Here is a 21,044-nt window from a genome sequence, read left to right as displayed (position 1 = left end):
CTCGTGAGGCTTGACTATACAACACCCAAACAGTTGTTGTATTCAAGATAAATTCAATACATAACTTGATTTAGTGTAGAAACTAGTTACAATACCGACTCAATTAACTAATCCGTTAATAACTCTTTGGACCGTAAGTAAGGCATACGATGAATACATCGTGATTAAGACCCGAAAGCACCACAACAGTTTGCTGGCGACAATAGCAAGAGTGAACCACCTGATCCCTTCCCGAACTCAGAAGTGAAACCTCTTAGCGCTGATGGTAGTGTGGCACTTGCCATGTGAGAGTAAGTCATCGCCAGCTTTTAAATCTAAACACCCCTAACCTGACGGTTAGGGGTGTTTTTTATTGCGTAGAAAAATAAGATTGGAAGTTTTATTCTTGATTCAGTTCTTTCAAAATAGCTTCATTAAACTGCGGGATATCATCTGGACACCGTGAGGTAATGAGAGGCCAGTCATTGGTATTACAACGATGTACGGCTTCATCTACCCAGTGTGCACCTGCATTTTCTAGATCTAAACGAATACTTTTATAGGAAGTCAGATTTTTATCCTTAATCCGTTCTGCATTTATCAGTGCCCAAGGTGCATGACAGATTGCAGCAATAGGCTTGTTCTGATCAGTGAAATATTGAATGATGGCATGCGCGTTTTCATTTAGGCGCAATGTATCGGCATTTACCGTACCACCTGGAATAATCAAAATATCGTAGTCTTCTACAGAAACCTGATCTAAAGAGGCTTGTGGGGAGTAACTTGACCCTAATGCCTTATCACTTTTCACCGTTTGCACAGCGTCAAATGTTTCTGCAGCATGAATGACTTCAATGCCTTTTCCTTTTAAAAACTCAAGTGGTTGAATCAATTCATCATGTTCAACACCTACATTTGATGTGATGATCAATGCTTTTTTAACCATTGTTACGACCTCAAACTCATTTTTATTTTAGGGTAACAAGCTAAAAACATGAAAAATGTAGGGCTTTCTGGGGCAGATTGTATCTTGCGGGATACGAAGTCAAGTTCTGTTACATGCTTTAAATAGGCAAAAAAGAAGCCCCATCATCCTGACGGGGCTTCTTCGTATTCAGCTTATGTCGTTGATATCCTATTAACGACCACTTCCTGTGTGTTTTATTATTCTCAATGAGACTTCCTGTCTCTCTATGTTTTGTATATTAAAGATAAAGCAGAGTAGAGAATAGAGGTGAAAGTAGCTTGTCTATGTACGCTTAGGCTTACATCTACACAATATTATATTTCTGCAATTTGCTGATAAGTGCAGCCAAGCCTTTGGCCTCAAACTCATTGGCTTCAAACGTTTCTTCTTTATTACGTTTAAAAATATCACGGATTTCAAGAACAGCATTGCTGTCTACCAAGCCGATATAGGTCGCGACCTGACGGAGTTGATCAATTGAGCGAGAGCCATTGGTTGCACCATAGCCTACATAAGCAGCAGGCTTACCTTGCCATTCCTTCGCCACGTAATCCAATGCATTTTTGAGTGCTGGGCTGTAGCCATGATTATATTCAGGACTAATAAAGATAAATGCATTGGCAGCCGTAATTTTATCAGCCCATTGTTGTTGCTTAGGTTGGTCGTAAACGCCTGTCGCTGGCGGATGAGCGCCTGCAAATATAGGTAATGCCCATTCTTTTAGATCGACAATTTCTGTTTGAATATCAGCTAATGAAAGTTCATTAATGGCTTGGTTGACCCAATTAGCGATTTTAATTGCAGTTCGGCCTTCACGGATGCTACCGACGATAATATAAATGAGCATATTTGTATTCCTCTGTATTATTGCTTTGAATCAAAATGAATGTCTTTTAATGATCTTATACTTTTATTCAGGGTTAAAAAAAGCTCTCATTTGAGAGCTTTTGTGTTACATCAATTTAATGCCTTGCTGTCCAGCAGGGGTGACCTTAAAGATTTCCACTTCAAAGGTAATATTTTTGCCTGCCAGTGGATGATTAAAATCGATTTCAGTGGTGTCATCATTAACCGATTTTACAATTCCAAATAAGGTTGCTTTGGCTTTATCTTCAAATTCAATCATATGACCAACGATTGGACGTTGTTCAAATTTAACTGTATCGAAGATCTGGATATTTTCAGCATTCCAAGGCCCAAAAGCATCTTCAGGTGGTAAATGTACAGTACGACGATCGCCTGCACGTAAACCAAATAAAGCCTTTTCAAAGCCTGGTAACAGATTACCATCGCCAATGACCAGACTTACGGGCTCTTCACGACTACGCGTATTATCAATTTCAACACCATTTTCGATTGAAACTGAAAAGTGTAAGTCGACTTTTGAGCCGTCCTGAATACGAATCTCTTCGTTTGGGTGGATAATTTCGTTCATCTTATACATCCGCATTTTGGTTACGTTTCTTCTCTAAGAAGAAAGTATCGATCAGCAGCAAGATCGTTCCCAAAGTAATGGCACTATCTGCAAGGTTAAATGCTGGGAAATGGCTGTTCTGGTAATAGACATGGATAAAATCGACCACATAACCCAAGCTGACACGGTCAATCAGGTTGCCAATTGCTCCACCGAGAATCAACGCAATCGCCATAGGCAAAACGATCATTTTCTTTGGCATGCGCATGAGCCAGAACACAAAAATAACCGACACAATGCCTGCTAGAGACGTAAAAAGATAACGTTGCCAGCCACCCGCATCAGATAAAAAGCTAAATGCTGCGCCATGATTGTGAAGTAATGTCCAGTTTAAAAAAGGCAGAACTGGAACAGGATCAGCATAATTTAAATGCGAACTTGCAATCCATTTGGTCCATTGATCCAGCACAATGGCAAGGACAGAAAGTCCAAGCCACATTAAGTTGTGCGGGTAAAACTGGAATAAGCCTTTTTTTGCGGGGCTTGTTTGCACAGAATTATGCATATTTTCTCACTTCGCCACTGCCAGTGACATTGATAATACAACGAGCGCATAAACCAGCATGACCAACGTGTGTATTTACATCTGGTAGCACATGCCAGCAGCGTACACATTTTTCACCATCCGCAGCTGAAACTTGGACACGTAACCCTGCAAGGTCAGTGCTTTCACCTTGTTCAGCATAAGGATGCACAATGACTTGAGAGGTGATCAAGACAAAGCGTAATTCATCAGCCAATTGGTTCAACAATTTCTGTAATGCTTCATCTGCCCAAAGTTCAACTTTTGCAGATAAGTTACTGCCAATCAGTTTAGCGTTACGTGCTGCTTCAATCTGTTTATTTACTGCTGATTTTACGCTAATCAATGTTTGCCAATCTGCTTCAGACAGTAAATTTGCTGTTGATGCGGTTGGAATGTCATACCATTCAGCGGTAAACACATATTTTTCAGTTTGTTCTGGAATTAATGGCCATGCTTCTTGCGCTGTAAAGCTTAGAATTGGCGCCATCCAGCGCACAAAGGCTTGAACGATATGGTACAGCGCTGTTTGTGCAGAATGACGTGCCTGTGAATCTGCCTTGGTGGTGTATTGACGATCTTTGATGATGTCGAGATAGAAACCGCCCAAATCGTTGATACAGAAGTTGGTGAGGGCATTGGTGACAATATGGAAGTTCATCTCTTCATAGGCTTGCTGAATGGTTTTTTGAACCTCAGCAGCACGTTGCAAGATGTATTGATCCAATGCAATCAACTGGTCCACTGGCAGCGCATCTGTTGATGGTTTGAAGCCATTCAGGTTGGCCAGCAAGAAACGTAAGGTGTTACGGATACGACGGTAACCATCTGAAGCACGGCTAAAGATTTCTTTACCAGCCGTCATTTCATAACGGTAGTCCGCAGAAGCGATCCAGAAGCGTAAACCATCTGCACCCATATCTTTAATAATGTCTTGTGGGGTAATGATATTACCTAATGATTTAGACATTTTACGGCCTTTCTCATCGACCACGAAACCGTGGGTGAGCAAGCCTTTATATGGCGCACGTTCATTGATTGCAATTGATGTCAGCAATGAAGACTGGAACCAGCCACGGTGTTGATCTGAACCTTCAAGGTACAAATCAGCAGGATCTTGCAGGTCTTCACGTTCACGTAACACAGCATAGTGTGTTGTGCCAGAGTCAAACCAGACATCAAGCGTGTCACGGATTGCATTGTAGTTCTCGGCATCTGCACCAATGAAGTCACTTGCTTCACGGTTATACCAGCCATCGATCCCTTCTTGCTCGATCAGCTTAGCCACTTCTTCAATCAGTTCAGGCGTACGAGGATGCAATTCATTGGTATCTTTATGAACGAAGAATGGGATTGGCACACCCCATGTACGTTGACGTGAGATACACCAGTCAGGGCGACCTTCAATCATGGATTGAATACGGCTTTGACCCCAATCAGGCACAAATTCGATGTCATTTTCAATCGCGTTTAATGCATTTTGGCGTAGACCATTGGCATCCATGCTGATAAACCATTGTGGTGTCGCACGGAAGATAATTGGTGTTTTATGACGCCAGCAATGCGGATAGCTATGTTTGATTGGCTGATGCGCCCATAAACGTCCTACTGCACCCAATGCTTCAATGATTTGTGGGTTGGCTTTATAGATGTGCTCACCTGCAAAAATTGGCGCAGTTGGTAAATAAACACCATTGCCGCCTACAGGATTTTCAACTTTCAATTGATAGAGCAAACCAACTTTATAGTCGTCTACACCGTGGCCTGGAGCGGTATGTACTGCACCTGTACCACTGGTTGCAATCACGTGCTCGCCTAAAATCACAGGCACTTGACGATCAGTTAAAAGCGGATGTTGCAAAAGAAGATTTTCGATTGCAGCACCTTTGAAATCAGCAAGTACAACTGGGTTTTCAAGCTTATAACGCTCGATTGCTGATTCCACCAGATCTTTGGCAAGAATAAAGTTTTGCGTACCACGGTCAGTCGTAACCTGTACCAGTTGATAATCGATTTCAGCATGCAACGCTACGGCTTGGTTTGCAGGCAAAGTCCACGGTGTCGTGGTCCAGATCACGATATCAGTCGCATCTTTAACATCTACATTCAAACGTGTGCTGAGATCTTTCAGATCAACCACGGTGAAGCCGACATCAATGGCATCTGATTTTTTATCTTCGTATTCAACTTCAGCTTCAGCCAGAGAAGAACCACAGTCCATACACCAGTTTACTGGTTTTAAACCTGGCTCAATATGACCTGCTTTGGCAATAGCACCGAGTGCACGTACGATATCTGCTTCTTGTTTGAAGTTCATGGTGAGGTATGGATTGTCCCAGTCACCAAACACGCCCATACGTACAAAGTCTTTTTTCTGTAATTCGACTTGAGTGTATGCATATTCACGGCATGCTTTACGGAAGGTAGATGCATCAACTTTGACGCCAACTTTACCGACTTTTTCTTCGACTTTAAGTTCGATTGGTAGACCGTGACAGTCCCAACCTGGCACATACGGTGCGTCAAAGCCATCTAAAACGCGGCTTTTGATAATGATGTCTTTTAAGACCTTATTAACAGCATGACCTAAATGGATTTGACCATTGGCATACGGAGGGCCGTCATGAAGTACATATTTTTTCTTGCCAATACGCGATGCACGAATCTGCTGATAAATGTTGTCGGCATACCACTCTTCTAACCATTTGGCTTCACGCACAGCCAAGTTTGCCTTCATGGCAAATTCAGTCGCTGGCAAATTGAGTGTGGCTTTATAATCCACTGCATTTTCAGGAGTTTGCTTATCGCTCATGCAAGTTTTCTTCCAGTTTGATCAGTTTGTAAACTGACATGTATTACAAATGAAAATTAAATTTAAAAAGGAAATTCTGATGTGCTACTACGATAATCTCGTAACTTTTGCACATCATCATTAATTCCGGCTTTGAGGGCTTCAAGCGAAGGGTAATTCAGCTCACCATGTAAATAGTGAAGGAAGGTTACCCGCATCAATAAGCCATACAGATTAGCAGAAACATCGGGGAAATGTACCTCTAACCGCCATTCAGGTTGGACTTGTTTGATGGCTGGGCGTGTCCCCACATGACCTGCACCAAATAAACTGTCGGCTTGATAGCCAGAGATGCCATTAAGAGCAGGATCTGTATGTTTTATTTTTGCTGTAAGAGAAGCATTTTCACACACTACTTCGACCGCATAAATCCCGTTTAAGCACGGTTTATGACGGTTTAAACGAACATTAATCGTTGGAAAATCAAGGGTGCGACCAATTTGATCGCCATACTGGACACGGCCAGTGATGCTATACGGGCGACCTAGTAATTTTGCAGCTAAAGCCAGATCACCTGCTTGTAGGACCTGACGAATACGGGTTGAACTCACCCGTTCACCATTCAAGGCGATGGTATTTAAATTGGTAACATCAAAGCCATAGTTGCGTAGAAATTCGCTGTTGCCTTGACGATCTTTGCCAAAATGGAAGTCATCTCCAAGAACGAGACTTTGTGCATTGAGTTTTAATTTGAGTAAATCTGCAAATTCAGTGGCATTTAAGCTTCTGAAATATTGATCGAACTTCGCGACCGCAATGTAATCAACACCAAGCTCAGTTAAATATTCTACTTTTTCACGTAATGAGCTAATGCGTGGTGGAGCATCATAACCTTTAAAAAATTCAAGTGGTTGTGGCTCAAAAATCATCACCAATGTTTTTAAGCCTTGAGCAGAATCCAACGTTTTGAGTTGAGCAATCATCGCTTGATGGCCGAGATGGACACCATCAAAATTGCCGATCGTTACCGCAGTCGGAGGTAACTGAAAATCTGGCGATAATGCGTTGAGACGAAGCAACTTCATGGGCGTTAAATACAGTGATTTTTGCAAAGGCTATATATTGCCATATTCTCAGCGTTTCGTCTTGTTGTTGTGTTTTTACACAGAAAAATTTCAGGATTTAGAAGTTTTATATCAATAAAATTGATTCATTAAATAAAAATAAATCAATTTTTCTTATTTAAAAGCTCAATTAAAATTGCTTTATAGTCGCTTTACATAGAGATCGAGATGAAAAAGCCGTTTTATCAGCTGGAACAGACGAAAGATGTGATTCGTCATTTTACCCCGAACTGGTTTACTGCCACCATGGGCACAGGTGTTGTGGCTATGATTTTAACACAGCTTCCTTTTGCTTCGTCTCTTATGTTCACACTTGCGACTAAATTGTGGCAATTCAATATTCTGTTATTTACAACTTTTACTGTGCTGTATGCCTTGCGCTGGATCTTGTTTCCAAATGAAGCGAAACAGATTTTTAGCCATCCCAATATGAGTCTGTTTTTGGGTGCGATACCAATGGGTTTAGCAACAATTGCCAATGGTTTTCTCAGTTTCGGGACACATTTATATGGTGATATTGCCATACAGATTGCGACTTACCTTTGGTACATCGATGTAATTCTTGCCGTTGTAATTGCTTGGGTGGTGCCATTTTGCATGTTTAGCTGTCAGGATCATCAATTACAACGCATGACCGCCGTATGGCTGCTGCCGATTGTGGCATGTGAAGTTGCTGCCAGCTCAGCAGGTCTTTTGTTGCATCATTTAGCAGCCGATCAACATGCCTTGACGATTTTGATCACAGGCTATGTGTTGTGGGGAATTTCTGTGTTACCTGCATTTGCGATCTTAACGATTTTGATGTTACGTCTTGCTTTGCACCAATTGCCCGAGAAAGAAGTCGCGATTTCTAGCTGGCTATGCTTGGGCCCGATTGGGACAGGGGCGTTAGCGTTATTATTACTCGGTGAGCAAGCACCACGGATCATGCAAGCGATGGGTTTTGAAGGCTTGGCTACCTTGTTGCCTGCTTTGGGAATCGTGGCGAGCTTGGTGTTATTAGGCTTTGGTGTGTGGTGGTTCGGTATTGCGATTTTGACCACACTGCGCCATGCCCGCACAGGAATTCCCTTTAACTTGGGTTGGTGGGGACTCACTTTCCCGTTCGGCGTATTTATTCTGGCAATTTTTAATCTGGCGCATCAACTACACATCGGTTTCTTACAGTATACGGCTGTGGTTTTAAGTCTGTTGTTGGTTGGGTTATGGGCATTGGTCATGAAGAAAACGGTGGCAGGGGCGTATAGCGGCCAGTTATTTTTCTCTCCTTGTTTAGTCGCCTTGCAGCAGAAGATGCAATAATATCAAGGTGTGTGTAAGCACACCTTTTTTGTGTCTCTATTTTGATTTGAACGAGTCTTTTTATGAATGCTGATGTTGCCCTGATTATGGCTTTGCCGAATGAATCTAAAGGTTTGTTTGAACAAGCTGGTATTGACGTTCATTACAGTGGAATTGGCAAAATTAATGCAACATTTAAAGCCTTTGAGGTCATTCAAAAAACGGGCTGTAAAACCCTCATAAATTTAGGCAGTGCTGGAAGTTCTCACTTTGATGCACATAGTCTGGTTGAAGTCACGACTTTTGTGCAGCGTGATATGGATGTCTCACCGCTTGGTTTTGCTGTGGGTGTGACGCCAATGGATGATGATATTCCTGCTGAAATTTACACGCAGCCGCATTTTAAGTCTTTACCAAAAGGAATTTGTGGTACGGGTGATTCGTTTGAAACTGGTTTGCCCAAAGTGGGCTGTAATTTGGTGGATATGGAAGCCTACGCCTTAGCTAAAGTGTGTCAAAAGCTCGGGGTACGCTTGATTTCAGTCAAATATATTACTGATGGTGCAAACGATACGGCTCATCTGGATTGGGAAGAGAATCTGTTGCTCGGCGCACAAAAATTATTGGCGTTGTATCAGGCGCATTTTTAAATGCAAAGATCTAATGCTGTAGTGTGCATGGATGGGATTTTTTATTTATAAATTTATGAAAATAAATAAATTTATATATTTTAATTGTATGGTGAGCCTTCTGTTAAATGAAGTAAATTATGATTCTAAATGAATGTGTAAAAAGTAAAAATTTCCCATGTTTTCCCAAAAAAATTGATAGTTTGGACCTCCTTCATCGGGACTATTTGGAATAACATTAGGATGACCTAAGATTTCATAACTATTTGTAGTATTTTCAAAATTTAAAGTACATAAGTATTCTTTCAATAATTTGGCACCTAAGCTCGCTTGAGATTCATTCAAAACCATATCTAATTGATTTATTAGACTATTAGTTTGTATTACTAATTCTTGTATAGATATTTCTTTAAACTCTGTATTAACAATCCATTTTCTAAATGAATAATCTTCCCTTGTTTGTTGATTAAGAATACATGCAAGTAACTCATTAATATTGTCTACGTAGTAAAACAAATTCAAGCAAAAAAATTGAATATAGCTTGCTTGTTCAGTATGAATATACAAATGTAAAAGATGATCTCCATAGTAAATAGGATTTTTACTTCTGTTATCTTACTTATTTGGAAGTCTAATTTTTTCATATTGAGTAACTGGGTTTTCCTAAAATTAACATAACACGTGTTATAAGAAATACTTAAAAATTTATATTTAGCACTAATATCTTAGTTAATACCGTTTCAGGCTTAAGCGTACTGGAACGGCTTTTTTGTGATTATTCACGTTCCACTTATGTTTCTTAATCAATGTTCCACATTTTTGATTAGTTCAGTTGAATAATCACCTTAACCATTTAACACTTAAAAAGCGACTTTGTTAGTCGCTTTTTTTCTTGTATTTGAATCGCTAAGGTAAAGCGTGTGAAGAAAATTTAACGTGGCAATACGCCGTATAACATCACATGTACAGTATGTTCGATTGTACGTTGAAACATACTACGATTACGTAAGGTTTTCCCTGTGACCATTTCAATCTGGGTTGAGAAGTCCGCGTAATTCTGTGTAATGGCCCAGATATTCAGAATTAAAAGTTCTGGATCAATCTCTGCCGACAATTTGCCTTGTTCTTGCCAGGTTTGAATGACTTTAGCTTTACGTTTAAACAGCTTTTTCAAAGGGCCTTTTAAGATCGGCAAAATATGTGGTGCACCTTGAATGATCTCAAGTGCAAATAAACGTGAGGCTTTTGGCTGGTCACGTGAGCTTTCGATTTTTTGAATTAAATAATGCGTGAGTGCTTCTGTGGGTTCAAGTTCTGACTCCAATGTCTGTAAAGGCGCCAGCCATTTTTGCAGAACGGTGGTGAGCACTTCGACATACAGTGACTCTTTATTTTCATAGTAGTAGAAAATATTGGATTTATGCATATTTGCGAGCTGTGCAATCTCATCCAGACTTGCGCCACTAAACCCATAGACGGAAAAAACATCTAGGGCAGCATTCAGCAGTTGATTGCGCTTTTGTGTACTTTTTTTCTGTTCCATCTGCGAGCTTGATTCAAAAAATGTCATTGACATTGTAAGATAAATTGTCGGATTTGTGCACAGTAACACAATTTTTTTATCGAAAAAAATATACTTTTCAGGCCAATGTTGGGGATGTATTTGATAATTATTGAAATCTAAAAACGGCCATACATATTTTGTAAATAATTCATATGCTGGTCATCCATTTGAATTGGTATTTTTGATGATTTGACACATTTTTTAGAAAAAATAATGCGGTTTTAGGTCGCTAAAACCGCATCAAGGACTTGCTGTTCGAGTTGTGCAAAAGCAATACTCTTTTTACGTGGACGAGGCAGATTCACCTGAAAACTATGTGCGATATGACCTTGATCTAAAAGAATAATTCGATCAGCCAACTGGACTGCTTCACTCACATCATGTGTGACCAGAATTGCGGTAAAGCCTTGTTCTTTCCAAAGGCGTTCAATCAGGTTTTGCATTTCCAAACGGGTCAGGGCATCTAAGGCACCTAAAGGCTCATCCAAAAGTAAAATACGTGGTGAATGCGAGAGGGCGCGAGCCAGTGCCGCACGCTGACGTTGCCCGCCTGAAAGCTGTGCAGGCCATTGCGACGCCTTTTCTTTTAAACCGACTTTCTCCAGTAAGGTCGCTGCGAGTTGGTGCTGGTCTTTTGGTAGACCGAGTTGAACATTTTGCAGAACACTTTTCCACGGCAACAGGCGAGGATCCTGAAACATTACCCGAATGTCTGCATTGGTGATGCCTTCACGAAAATGGCGTGCAGACTGGAATTTGATTTCACCATAACTGGCTTTTTCAAGTTGGGCAATGAGACGGAGCAGGGTACTTTTACCACAGCCACTGCGTCCGACAACGGCAATAAATTCACCTGCCTGAATATGCAGATCAAGATCTTCGAGAACCTTGACCTCACCATAAAACTTATACAATTGCTCAATCAGAATATCTGCGCCATTGGCAGGTGCCTGAGCTGTTTCTGGTTCAGTGACAGGTTGAACCAGATTATTGTCATAGAAATTTAGATTTAAATTACTCATCTTTATCTCCCTTTTATTTCTGGTAGCCTGCATGCCAGCGTAATAAATAACGTTCTAAACCTTGAGCCAATACATCTGCTAATTTGCCCAGCAGTGCGTAGAGTAAAATACCGACCAGAACGATATCGGTCTGTAAAAATTCGCGTGCATTCATGGTCATATAACCAATTCCTGATTGTGCAGAGATCGTTTCAGCCACAATCAAAAGTACCCAGACCAGCCCTAAAGAGAAACGTAGGCCGACTAAAATGGAAGGCATTGCACCCGGTAAAATAATTTCTTTATAGAGCTGCCAACGGCTTAGCCCGTAGCTTTTACCCATTTCAATCAGTTGAGGATCGACAGAACGAATGCCGTGATAGGTATTGATATAGATCGGGAAAAACACACCCACAGCAACCAGAAACAGTTTGGCAGTTTCATCAATACCGAACCATAAAATGACCAATGGAATCAGCGCCAATGCAGGGATATTACGGATCATTTGCAATGTGGTATCGAGCAGGGTTGAAGCAATCCGTGATGAGCCATTTAATAGACCTAAAATCAGTCCCAAACCCCCACCAATGAGTAAACCAAGTAGGGCACGGCCAGCACTGACTTTAACATGCAGCCAAAGTTCTCCACTGAGCAGTAAGTGCCAGAAAGCACTCACCACAGCAGTTGGGGCTGGTAACACCCGATTTTGTAGTAAACCTGCGCTTGAGGCAGCTTGCCAAATCAGAATCAGTAAAATTGGAAATAACCAAGGCAATAAACTTCTGCCTATTTTTTGTGTTCCACGTGAAACATTATTGACGGAGACTTTGGTGCTCATGCAGTCTCCTTAGCCAAGGTTTTAGGTTCCTTGACTTCAGGCACATAGTTATTGGCAATGATTTCACCAAATGGGCCTGTTAAATGTGGTTGCGCCAGTTTCTCTCGGGTTTTAAGTGGTAATAATGGGAACACCAGTTCAGCAAAACGAATGGATTCTTCCAGATGCGGATAACCTGAGAAAATAAAGGTATCAATACCTAAATCAGCATATTCCTGAATACGTGCCGCGACAGTTTCAGGATCGCCGACCAAGGCGGTTCCTGCACCGCCACGCACAAGGCCAATGCCTGCCCATAAGTTTGGAGAGACTTCAAGTTGGTCTTTACGTCCGCCGTGAAGTGCAGCCATACGCTGTTGACCGACTGAATCCATTTGAGCAAATTTTTTCTGCGCCGCGGCAATGGTGGCATCATCCAGATATTGAATCAGCTCATCTGCCGCCGCCCAAGCCTGCTCGTTGGTTTCACGGACAATCACATGTAAGCGGATACCATAATTGAGCGTACGACCTTTGGCCGCTGCTTTGGCACGTAAATGTTCAACTTTTTCTTTTACCGCAGCAGGTGGCTCGCCCCAAGTCAAATAAGTATCGACCTGTTCTGCCGCCAATTCGGTTGCCGCTTCTGATGAACCACCAAACCACAGTGGGGGATAAGGTTGCTGTACAGGTGGGTAGAGCAGTTTGGCGTCATCGACACTGAGGCGTTCGCCGTGAAATGTAAATGATTCACCAGTATGTGAGCGAGTCAGAATTTCACGCCAGATTTTCACATATTCAGAGGCTGTCTGGTATCGGGTACTGTGATCTTCATATAGACCATCACCCTTTAATTCCTGTTCATCACCACCCGTTACCAGGTTGAGCAAAATACGGCCATTGGAAAGTCGGTCAAAAGTAGCAGCCATACGTGCAGCAAGTGCTGGAGTGGTAATGCCGGGACGCAATGCGACAAGGAATTTAAGTTGTTTGGTGGCATCAATCAGACTGGCAGCAGTAATCCACGGATCTTCACAAGAGCGACCTGTCGGAATCAGAACCCCTGCATAACCGAGATTATCCACGGCAACGGCAATTTGTTTCATATAAGCATGATCGACCTGACGAGCACCCTTGCTGGTGCCTAGATAACGACTGTCACCATGAGTGGGAATAAACCAGAAAATATTCATGTCGATGTTCCTTATAAAAATGAAATCAATGTTTATTGGGCAGACCAGACACTATGCTGAATATCAATATGCACAGGGATAAGCTGCTCTTGTTTAAATAAATCGGCGATTTGTTGCTGACTCTGTACGACCTCTGGTGTGAGGATGTGTACAGGTGATGGTTTTGGACGTTTGTCTAAAACACGTTGCGCTACGGGAAGGCTCAAGCCAGTACTTTGTGCGTAAATCTGTAGCGCCTGATCTTGATGTTGCACGATCCATTGATCAGCAAGGTTGATGCTTTTGATGAGCTTTGGCGCAGAATCAGGATGCTTTTTAATATAGTCAGGATTACCAATATAAAAAGAATACGTGGTTGGAAAAGCAGAGCCATCTACCAAGGTTTTGGTATGACCTTGAAGTTCGGCTGTACCTAGGTAGGGTTCCCAAATGGCCCATGCATCGACAGCCTGTTTGTCAAATGCTGCACGTGCATCGGCAGGCGGTAACCAGATAGGCTGAATGTCTTGCCAGGATAGACCCGCTTTTTGCAGGGTTTTAGCCAACAATTCGTGTGCACTTGAGCCTTTTTGTACCGCGATACGTTTGCCCTTTAAATCTTGCAAGGTACTGATTTTATCGTTGGCATGTACCAAAACAGCCTGTCCCGTCGGTGCAACCACTTCATAAGCTACATAGCTCAATGGTTTAGCCGCAGCCTGAGCAAAGATCGGTGGCGTATTGCCGACATAACCAAAATCAACTGCCCCGACTGCAAGTGCTTCAAGCATCTGTGGGCCCGCAGGGAATTCACGCCATTCAATTTTGGCATTCGGAAATTCTTGCTCAAATAGCTTTTGTTGTTTGGCAACCAACAAACTGAGAGAAGATTTCTGGAAACCGATCGAGAGTGTTTTTACGGCTGTATTTTCAGTTGTTGAAGTTGCTTTCTCCGTATGCTGTTCGGGTTTCTGGCAACCACTCAGCGAAAATGTAGAGATCAGTACACCCAGAACAGAAACTTTAGATAACAACTTCATGGTGATCCTCAATTATTTAACTTCGTTCTTCAATAAGGCATCTTGGATCACAAGCTGCTTTGGAATCAGTTTCTGGGCAAAAAATGCATCAGCTACATATTGCTGTTCTTTGGCGACCTTTTCAGAAATAGGTTGAACTCCAAAGCCCATACGTGAAATTGACGTTTTTAAAATGTCGAATTCAAGTGCAGTCGGTTTTTCTAATAATTTTGCAGCATCATCAGGATGGGCCTTCACCCAGTCCGTTGTTTGATTGAGTGTTGCCACTACCGTATTTAACACCTGCGGATGACTTTCAGCGAACTGGCGATCAGATAGATAGAATTGATGGTTACTTACAAGATGCTCACCATTGGCAATGACACGTGCATGAATCTGATGTTCAGCCGCAGCCAAGAATGGATCCCAGATCACCCATGCATCGACAGCACCTTTTTCAAATGCAGCGCGTGCATCTGAAGGTGGCAAATAAACAGGCTGGATATCATTTAAGGTGAGATTATTTTCTTCTAGCAACTTGAGTAACAGGTAGTGCACGTTAGAGCCTTTATTCAGGGCAATGCGTTTACCTTTTAAATCCTGAACGGATTGAATCGGAGAGTCTTTTTGTACAATCAAGGCTTCTGCGCTTGGTGCAGGTGGCTGGTTGGCAACATAGATCAGATTCGGATTGGCGGCTTGCGCAAAGATAGGTGGGGCTTCACCAGCCTCACCCAATACCACGCTGCCAACATTCAAGCCTTCTAATAATTGCGGGCCAGCGGGAAATTCGACCCATTTAACTTGTACACCTTGAGCAGCAAGGGTTTTTTCTAATTCACCTTTTGCTTTGACGATCGGCAAGATGCCATACTTTTGAAAGCCGATATTTAATGTTGTGGTTTCTTGTTTTGTTGTACCTTGCTGCTCAGGTTTTTTTGCACAGCCTGTCACACCCATTAGACTGGCAAGACTTGCCGCAATGAGAGTAGATGTTGCCCATGAGCGATTGATTGAAACAGCCATGTTGGTTGTGCTCCCCGAAAAATCAAAAGATTTAAATAAGATGAGCAACTAAGCTAAAACTTTTTTTATTGCATAAAAAATAACTAATCAGGCTTTGCTTATGATGAAAAGTGCAAAATAGAAGAACGAATAATCTTATCTGTAGATTGAATAAGAGAAAGTGATTTGTTTTTCATTAAGATTATGTTTTTTAATTAAATTTTAGATATTTTAATGTTTGTTCAAATTTTTATCGAAATTGTCTTAAGCAGAGATCATGATGATAAGGAGATATTCTTATCAAAAATAAAAATATCTCCAACGGCCTTATTTTGCAGGCAAGGTTTTCTTAAAGACCAGTGAATTACGCTGATAGTTATATAACTCTTGGCGGGCATTGGGTAAATCATCCACACTGGCAGGGCTAAAGCCTTGTTCCAGAAACCAGTGAGCGGTTCGGGTGGTGAGTACGAAGAGCTGTTGTATTCCTTGTTGCTTGGCTTTGCTTTCAAGGAATTGCAAAATCTGGCTACCGCGATTTGATTTACGATAACTGGCATCGACAGCCACACAGGCAATTTCAGCAGAACGGATTTCATTAGTTTCCGCAGGAATTGGGTACAGTGCTGCACAAGCCAGAATCATACCGTCACGCTCAATCACCGCAAAATGTTCAATTTCACTTTCAAGGCGTTCGCGTGAGCGATAAACCAGAATGCCTTCCTGTTCGAGCGGGCGTAACAGATTGATCAAGCCACCAACGTCATTGATATTGGCAATACGGACTTCTTCATAGTGGGCATCGGTAATCAAGGTGCCGACACCATCACGGGTGAACAGTTCTTCAATCAGTGCGCCGTCATAGGCATAAGAAATCAGATGTACGCGATGTACGCCTGACAAGGACGCTTGTTGAGCCTGTTTGAGATGTAAGGCAAATTCTGGATATTGTTGTTGGTTTTGTTGAATATACGGTTCTAGTTGATGCGGATTTAATTCACGTAATAGCTGCTGCTGTTTATTCATCAGGCCTTGCTTTTCGCCTAGGAAAATCAGCTTATCCGCTTTTAAAGCAATAGCCGTTTTGGTCGCAACTTCTTCTGCCAGTAAATTAAAGACTTCCCCAGTGGTTGAATAGCCCGTGGGTCCGAGCAGGACGATGTTGTGATTATCGAGATGGCGTTGAATGGCATCGGTATCTACAGAACGGACTTCACCAGTGAGCTGGAAGTCGATCCCATCACGAATACCATAAGGTTTGGCAGTCACAAAATTACCAGACACCACATCAATGCGAGCACCATACATCGGTGAATTGGCCAATCCCATAGACAGCAGGGCTTCAATTTCTAAACGGATCGAACCCACAGCATTCATGACGCCACGTAAAGACTCACGTGTGGTAATGCGATGGTTTTGGTGAAACGGAGTCTCAATATGACGTTCGAGCAGATTCTGATTGATTTGCGGACGTGCGCCGTAAACGAGAATCAAGCGGATGCCCAGCGAGTGCAACAAGGCAATATCATGAATAATATGTTGGAAATTTTCGTGTTGAACTGCTTCGCCTGCAAACATCAGGATAAAGGTTTTATCACGATGGGCATTAATATAAGGTGCGGAATGGCGAAACCAATGTACATAATCTTGTGTTGTACTATGTAAAGTTTCAGTCATTTGGGTCGCCATGTGAATCTCAGAGATGTACCAATTGATCTGATTTTAACGAAAAAAATGAAAAGATAAATCTATTCTGAAAACAACAACCCAACTTTAATATCATTCGCCTTTTAAAAAGTGCTTAGAAGCCCATGATACGAATAATACTGTTATCCTCTGAGTTGACTAAAATATAGTCGTTGTTGATCTTGTACCATTGTTCGTTACGGCTCGGTCGAGGAAGGTTATTGTCTTTGTAATCGACTTTATAACCATTACCACGATAATGTTGTGGCATGACATAACCTGCCTGCCAGCGATGTTGCTTTAGACGCTCCACACCACGTTCTTCGCGCATACGGCGTTCACGTTGACGATTTTCACCATCTGGACGATCAAAGCCACGACCATTTTGCCAGCCGCCACCACGCGAGTCTTCGTCACGATCATGCGGACCTGCAAAACTCCCCATGCTACTGAACAGGGTCGTCGAACCTAAAACCAAGATAATGAAAAATTTTTTCATGATGCACCTTATTGACTTCGGATGTCTCTCATGTGAACTACTGTACGTTAAAAATGCAGAGAAACTGTGAAGATCAATTCATTGTTCCATTAAAAACATGAAGATTCTTCGCTCATTTCTCTGAAAAAAGCAGTTTTAACGTCAGTGTCCAATGTTATTTAGAATTATTTTAATGTGTGAATTAAGCTTGAGCATCAATACTTTGGCCATTCATCTCCAGACTATCGTCACCCATCAGGTACAGGTAGGCTGGCATAATGCTATCTGGGGTTGGAAGTACTTTTGGATCTTCCTCCGGATAGGCCTTGGCACGCATCGCTGTACGTGTGCCACCTGGATTGATGCAGTTAAAACGAATATTTGGATAAGTATTTTCTGCGGCAAAGATTTTGCTCATGGCTTCAGTTGCAACTTTAGACACTGAATAAGCGCCCCACAATGCACGTGCTTCGCGGCCGACACTTGAGCTGGTGAATACCACAGAGGCGTGTTCAGATTTCTCTAACAACGGCAATAAAGCTTGAGTCAGGGCAAAAGGCGCACGTAAATTGACTGCCATGACATCATCCCAGACATCGACTGGATATTCTGCCAGTTCAACACGATCACCCAGCATGCCTGCGTTATGCAAGATGCCATCAAGACGACCAAATTGCTGTTCAAGCGTATTGACCAGAAGCTCGTAGTCATGCGTTGAAGCGGTTGAAAGCTGCAAAGGTAGAATTGCAGGTTGAGGTGCACCCAAACCTTCAATTTCGTCATAAATCACTTCAAGTTTATTCAAGGTACGACCGTGTAGTACAACGGTTGCACCATGAAGGGCATAACTCATAGCAGCAGCACGTCCAATACCATCACCAGCACCGGTGATCAGGATAATACGGTCTTTCAGCAAATCTGGACGAGGTTGATATTCTGAATATTTCATTGTTATGCCTCCTGTTTTTATCATCAATATTTAACCCATCATACCCTGATTTTCTGACAAAACAGTGATTTTCTGTTTGAGCAGTTGGTGTAATTCGGGGATGGTGTGAATAATGGCATCTGCCTGCCATGCCGCCAGATCATCACGTGATTCTACGGGTAAATAACCATAGGCTGCCAGAATGGTATACATATCTGCATTGCGACCTGCATCGATATCACGTGGATGATCGCCCACATAAATGATGTCTTTGGCATCAAGATTGAGCTTTTGTGCAGCGAGATACATTGGTTCTGGATCGGGTTTGGTTTTGCTGACATCTTCCGGGCAAACCAAGACTGCACAACGCTCTGTCAGGTTTAATGCTGCGAGCAGCAGCTCACTTAAACCTCGAGGTTTATTAGTCACAATACCCCACGGAATTTGATGTGCTTCGAGTTCTTCCAGTAAAGGATACATGCCTTCAAACAGTTCGGTATCCACAACGATATTGGCACCATAGGTATCTAAAAAGCGCTGACGATGTGCGAGGAAAACCTCATCGGTGATCTCTAATTCTGGATAAACCAGTTTCACCATGGCACGTGCGCCTTCAGACACCTGAGTGCGAATTGCTGCAGCATCTATGACAGGACGTTGTTCATCACGGCACATTTGTTGAATGATACGGATAAAGTCTGCAGCGGTATCGATCAACGTACCATCAAGATCAAATAAAACAGCTTTCATCATGCACCTGTATTTGTCGTATGAACCATGTAATTCACATCAACATTTGGCGCTAACCAGTAATGTTTGGTGATCGGGTTGTAATGTAAACCTGTCATTTCTTTCAGGCTAAGTCCTGCATTGCGGATATCGTGTGCCATTTCTGAAGGACGAATGAATTTATGATAGTCATGCGTTCCTTTTGGCAATAAGCGAAGTACGTATTCAGCGCCGATAATGGCAAATAAATAAGATTTTGGATTACGGTTAATCGTCGAGAAGAACACATGACCGCCTGGCTTAACCAAAGCCTGACAGGCTTTGACGATTGAAGCAGGATCAGGTACATGTTCCATCATTTCCATACAGGTCACGACATCATATTGACCTGCCTGTTCTTGTGCCAGTTGCTCAACTGGAATCTGACGGTATTCAATATTTTCAACATTGTCCTGCTGTGCATGCAAACGTGCCACAGCAAGTGGCGCTTCGCCCATATCAATGCCGAGTACATCCGCACCACGACGCGCCATGCTTTCTGCCAGAATTCCGCCACCACAGCCAACATCAAGTACTTTCTTGCCAGCCAGACCGCCAACACGTTCATCTACCCAGTTTAAGCGTAAAGGGTTGATTTGATGCAACGGGCGGAATTCAGAATGTTGATCCCACCATTTGGCAGCCAATGCTTCAAATTTTGCGATTTCTTGCGGGTCAACATTCAATTGCGACATGGAAGAGCCTCTATCAATATTTTATGGAGTTGTAATGATGATCGAATCCTTAGTTAAAACATTAAACTAAGCAGAGTCTTGCCGAGTTTTCATCTTATTTCAGGATAGACCTTCGGTTCGACTTACTTTTCTTTCGGGAAAAGTAGGCAAAACCATTGTCATCTGCAAAACCTGAGGGACGAATAGCAAAGATTAATAATCTTTGCCGTACCGTAAGGTGAAAGCTATGCTTGAGCAACAAACTACGCACTTTGTTTGTCTTGCGCTAACCCAAAGCTTTAAACGCTTTGGTTCGCTCAGGTTGCAGATGACGATATCGAGTATCTAATTTCAGATAATATTTTGAGTCTGAATTTAGTCTAGTGTAGCGATTCTGGCAAAAAAAGCGATAAATCCAATAAAAAACTTCACAGAAGCAAAACGAATTGCTCGTGTTTGTTTTATATTAAGCATATAAACTTACGAAAAATGCTTAGAGGAAAAGCAAAGTCAATGAAAAAGTTAGTATTAAGTGGTTTGAGTGTAGCTGCATTGGCATTTTCAATGAATGCGATGGCAGCAGATTTTGTGGCTGGTAAAGACTATACCGTTATTGCAAATCCAGGCAAAACTGTTGCGCCAGCAGGCCAGCTCGAAGTGCGTGAGTTTTTCTGGTACGGTTGCCCGCACTGCTTTAAGCTTGAACCACATATGCAAGCGTGGTTGAAGCAGATTCCAAAAGACGTTTATTTCCTTCGTACACCAGCAGCAATGAATAAAGTATGGGAACAAGGTGCCCGTGGTTATTACGTTTCTGAAGCATTGGGTGTGCGTAAAAAGACCCATATTCCGCTTTTCCATGCGATTCATGAAGGTGGTCAGCAAATCTTTGATCAGGCTTCTCAAGCAAAATTCTTTGCGCGTTACGGCGTACCTGAGCAAAAATTTAACAGCATGTTTAACTCTTTCCCAATCACTGCAAAAATTGCCGAGTCAAATAAACTGGCGCAACAGTACCAGTTGACGGGTGTTCCTGCTGTGGTTGTGAATGGTAAATATGTGGTTCAGGGTGAAGATGGTAAAGTCACTCAAGTGGTGAACTACTTGTTGGAAAAAGAGCGTAAAGCAAAATAATTGATGCATTTTCAAATAAAAAAGGACTGC

21 protein-coding genes and 1 rRNA gene are annotated in these 21,044 nt (G+C 42.2%); 4 read left to right on the top strand and 18 right to left on the bottom strand.

The genetic code is table 11. The features are described from left to right. Positions 1-192: 192 nt before the first annotated feature. Positions 193-307, top strand: a 5S ribosomal RNA gene (gene rrf, locus EC846_RS18220). A 72-nt stretch (positions 308-379) separates the two neighbouring features. Here the strand turns inward: rrf and EC846_RS18215 are convergent. From EC846_RS18215 to ribF, 6 genes are all read right to left on the bottom strand, one after another. Further along, a complete protein-coding gene (locus EC846_RS18215) occupies positions 380-925 on the bottom strand; it encodes a type 1 glutamine amidotransferase domain-containing protein (protein WP_123775998.1) in 546 nt (181 codons plus the stop codon). A 325-nt stretch (positions 926-1,250) separates the two neighbouring features. Next, positions 1,251-1,793, bottom strand: coding sequence for an NADPH-dependent FMN reductase (locus EC846_RS18210; RefSeq protein WP_123775997.1), 543 nt, complete (start codon positions 1,791-1,793; stop codon positions 1,251-1,253). A gap of 105 nt (positions 1,794-1,898) precedes the next feature. Further along, on the bottom strand, positions 1,899-2,381 hold the full coding sequence (locus tag EC846_RS18205) for an FKBP-type peptidyl-prolyl cis-trans isomerase (protein WP_005228218.1): 483 nt from the start codon (positions 2,379-2,381) through the stop codon (positions 1,899-1,901). Between the two features lies 1 nt (position 2,382). Continuing rightward, positions 2,383-2,913 (bottom strand): signal peptidase II, encoded by a 531-nt coding sequence (gene lspA / locus EC846_RS18200; RefSeq protein WP_171067036.1) that lies wholly within the window; start codon positions 2,911-2,913, stop codon positions 2,383-2,385. A gap of 4 nt (positions 2,914-2,917) precedes the next feature. Then, a complete protein-coding gene (gene ileS, locus EC846_RS18195; protein ID WP_123775996.1) occupies positions 2,918-5,755 on the bottom strand; it encodes an isoleucine--tRNA ligase in 2,838 nt (945 codons plus the stop codon). Positions 5,756-5,817: 62 nt separating this feature from the next. After that, positions 5,818-6,819 (bottom strand): riboflavin biosynthesis protein RibF, encoded by a 1,002-nt coding sequence (ribF, locus tag EC846_RS18190; RefSeq protein ID WP_123775995.1) that lies wholly within the window; start codon positions 6,817-6,819, stop codon positions 5,818-5,820. A 207-nt stretch (positions 6,820-7,026) separates the two neighbouring features. On the opposite strand from ribF, the gene EC846_RS18185 reads away from it, so the two are divergent. After that, a complete protein-coding gene (locus EC846_RS18185) occupies positions 7,027-8,160 on the top strand; it encodes a TDT family transporter (protein WP_123775994.1) in 1,134 nt (377 codons plus the stop codon). Between the two features lie 62 nt (positions 8,161-8,222). Further along, positions 8,223-8,789: a 5'-nucleosidase gene (locus EC846_RS18180; RefSeq protein ID WP_123775993.1), complete on the top strand. Its 567-nt coding sequence runs from the start codon at positions 8,223-8,225 to the stop codon at positions 8,787-8,789. Positions 8,790-8,906: 117 nt separating this feature from the next. On the opposite strand, the gene EC846_RS18535 is transcribed toward EC846_RS18180, so the two are convergent. The 12 genes from EC846_RS18535 to ubiG all read right to left on the bottom strand — a co-directional run bounded on the left by EC846_RS18535 (position 8,907) and on the right by ubiG (position 19,901). Beyond that, positions 8,907-9,335 (bottom strand): hypothetical protein, encoded by a 429-nt coding sequence (locus EC846_RS18535; protein ID WP_228200692.1) that lies wholly within the window; start codon positions 9,333-9,335, stop codon positions 8,907-8,909. Between the two features lie 364 nt (positions 9,336-9,699). Continuing rightward, positions 9,700-10,311, bottom strand: a complete 612-nt coding sequence (locus EC846_RS18170) for a TetR/AcrR family transcriptional regulator (RefSeq protein ID WP_123775992.1) — start codon at positions 10,309-10,311, stop codon at positions 9,700-9,702. Positions 10,312-10,553: 242 nt separating this feature from the next. Next, complete coding sequence (locus EC846_RS18165) at positions 10,554-11,354, bottom strand: ATP-binding cassette domain-containing protein (RefSeq protein WP_123775991.1); 801 nt, start codon at positions 11,352-11,354, stop codon at positions 10,554-10,556. Between the two features lie 13 nt (positions 11,355-11,367). Beyond that, positions 11,368-12,171, bottom strand: a complete 804-nt coding sequence (ssuC, locus tag EC846_RS18160) for an aliphatic sulfonate ABC transporter permease SsuC (RefSeq protein ID WP_005255857.1) — start codon at positions 12,169-12,171, stop codon at positions 11,368-11,370. Beyond that, positions 12,168-13,343 (bottom strand): FMNH2-dependent alkanesulfonate monooxygenase, encoded by a 1,176-nt coding sequence (gene ssuD, locus EC846_RS18155; RefSeq protein WP_004773423.1) that lies wholly within the window; start codon positions 13,341-13,343, stop codon positions 12,168-12,170. Before ssuD ends, ssuC begins: the two co-directional genes overlap by 4 nt. Before the next feature lie 32 nt (positions 13,344-13,375). Beyond that, the gene (locus tag EC846_RS18150) at positions 13,376-14,362 is read right to left on the bottom strand and encodes an aliphatic sulfonate ABC transporter substrate-binding protein (RefSeq protein WP_123775990.1); all 987 of its coding nucleotides are present in this window, start codon (positions 14,360-14,362) and stop codon (positions 13,376-13,378) included. Positions 14,363-14,374: 12 nt separating this feature from the next. Continuing rightward, positions 14,375-15,367 carry a sulfonate ABC transporter substrate-binding protein gene (locus EC846_RS18145; protein ID WP_123775989.1) on the bottom strand — a complete coding sequence of 331 codons (993 nt, stop codon included), beginning with the start codon at positions 15,365-15,367 and terminating at the stop codon, positions 14,375-14,377. Between the two features lie 306 nt (positions 15,368-15,673). After that, positions 15,674-17,035: an amino-acid N-acetyltransferase gene (gene argA, locus EC846_RS18140; RefSeq protein WP_004773417.1), complete on the bottom strand. Its 1,362-nt coding sequence runs from the start codon at positions 17,033-17,035 to the stop codon at positions 15,674-15,676. A gap of 112 nt (positions 17,036-17,147) precedes the next feature. Beyond that, entirely contained in the window at positions 17,148-17,531 is a 384-nt protein-coding gene (locus EC846_RS18135; protein WP_004773416.1) for an RcnB family protein, read from the bottom strand. Between the two features lie 181 nt (positions 17,532-17,712). Continuing rightward, the gene (locus EC846_RS18130) at positions 17,713-18,459 is read right to left on the bottom strand and encodes a YciK family oxidoreductase (protein ID WP_004773414.1); all 747 of its coding nucleotides are present in this window, start codon (positions 18,457-18,459) and stop codon (positions 17,713-17,715) included. 30 nt (positions 18,460-18,489) lie between these two features. Beyond that, positions 18,490-19,191, bottom strand: coding sequence for an HAD family hydrolase (locus tag EC846_RS18125; protein ID WP_171410055.1), 702 nt, complete (start codon positions 19,189-19,191; stop codon positions 18,490-18,492). Continuing rightward, positions 19,188-19,901: a bifunctional 2-polyprenyl-6-hydroxyphenol methylase/3-demethylubiquinol 3-O-methyltransferase UbiG gene (gene ubiG / locus EC846_RS18120; RefSeq protein ID WP_004773410.1), complete on the bottom strand. Its 714-nt coding sequence runs from the start codon at positions 19,899-19,901 to the stop codon at positions 19,188-19,190. Before ubiG ends, EC846_RS18125 begins: the two co-directional genes overlap by 4 nt. A gap of 492 nt (positions 19,902-20,393) precedes the next feature. On the opposite strand from ubiG, the gene EC846_RS18115 reads away from it, so the two are divergent. Further along, on the top strand, positions 20,394-21,014 hold the full coding sequence (locus EC846_RS18115; protein ID WP_004773408.1) for a thiol:disulfide interchange protein DsbA/DsbL: 621 nt from the start codon (positions 20,394-20,396) through the stop codon (positions 21,012-21,014). Positions 21,015-21,044 lie beyond the last annotated feature (30 nt).

Source organism: Acinetobacter sp. BIGb0102 (genome assembly GCF_003815055.1).
Taxonomy (GTDB): domain Bacteria; phylum Pseudomonadota; class Gammaproteobacteria; order Pseudomonadales; family Moraxellaceae; genus Acinetobacter; species Acinetobacter vivianii.
This window is presented reverse-complemented; position numbering and strand designations above follow the sequence as displayed.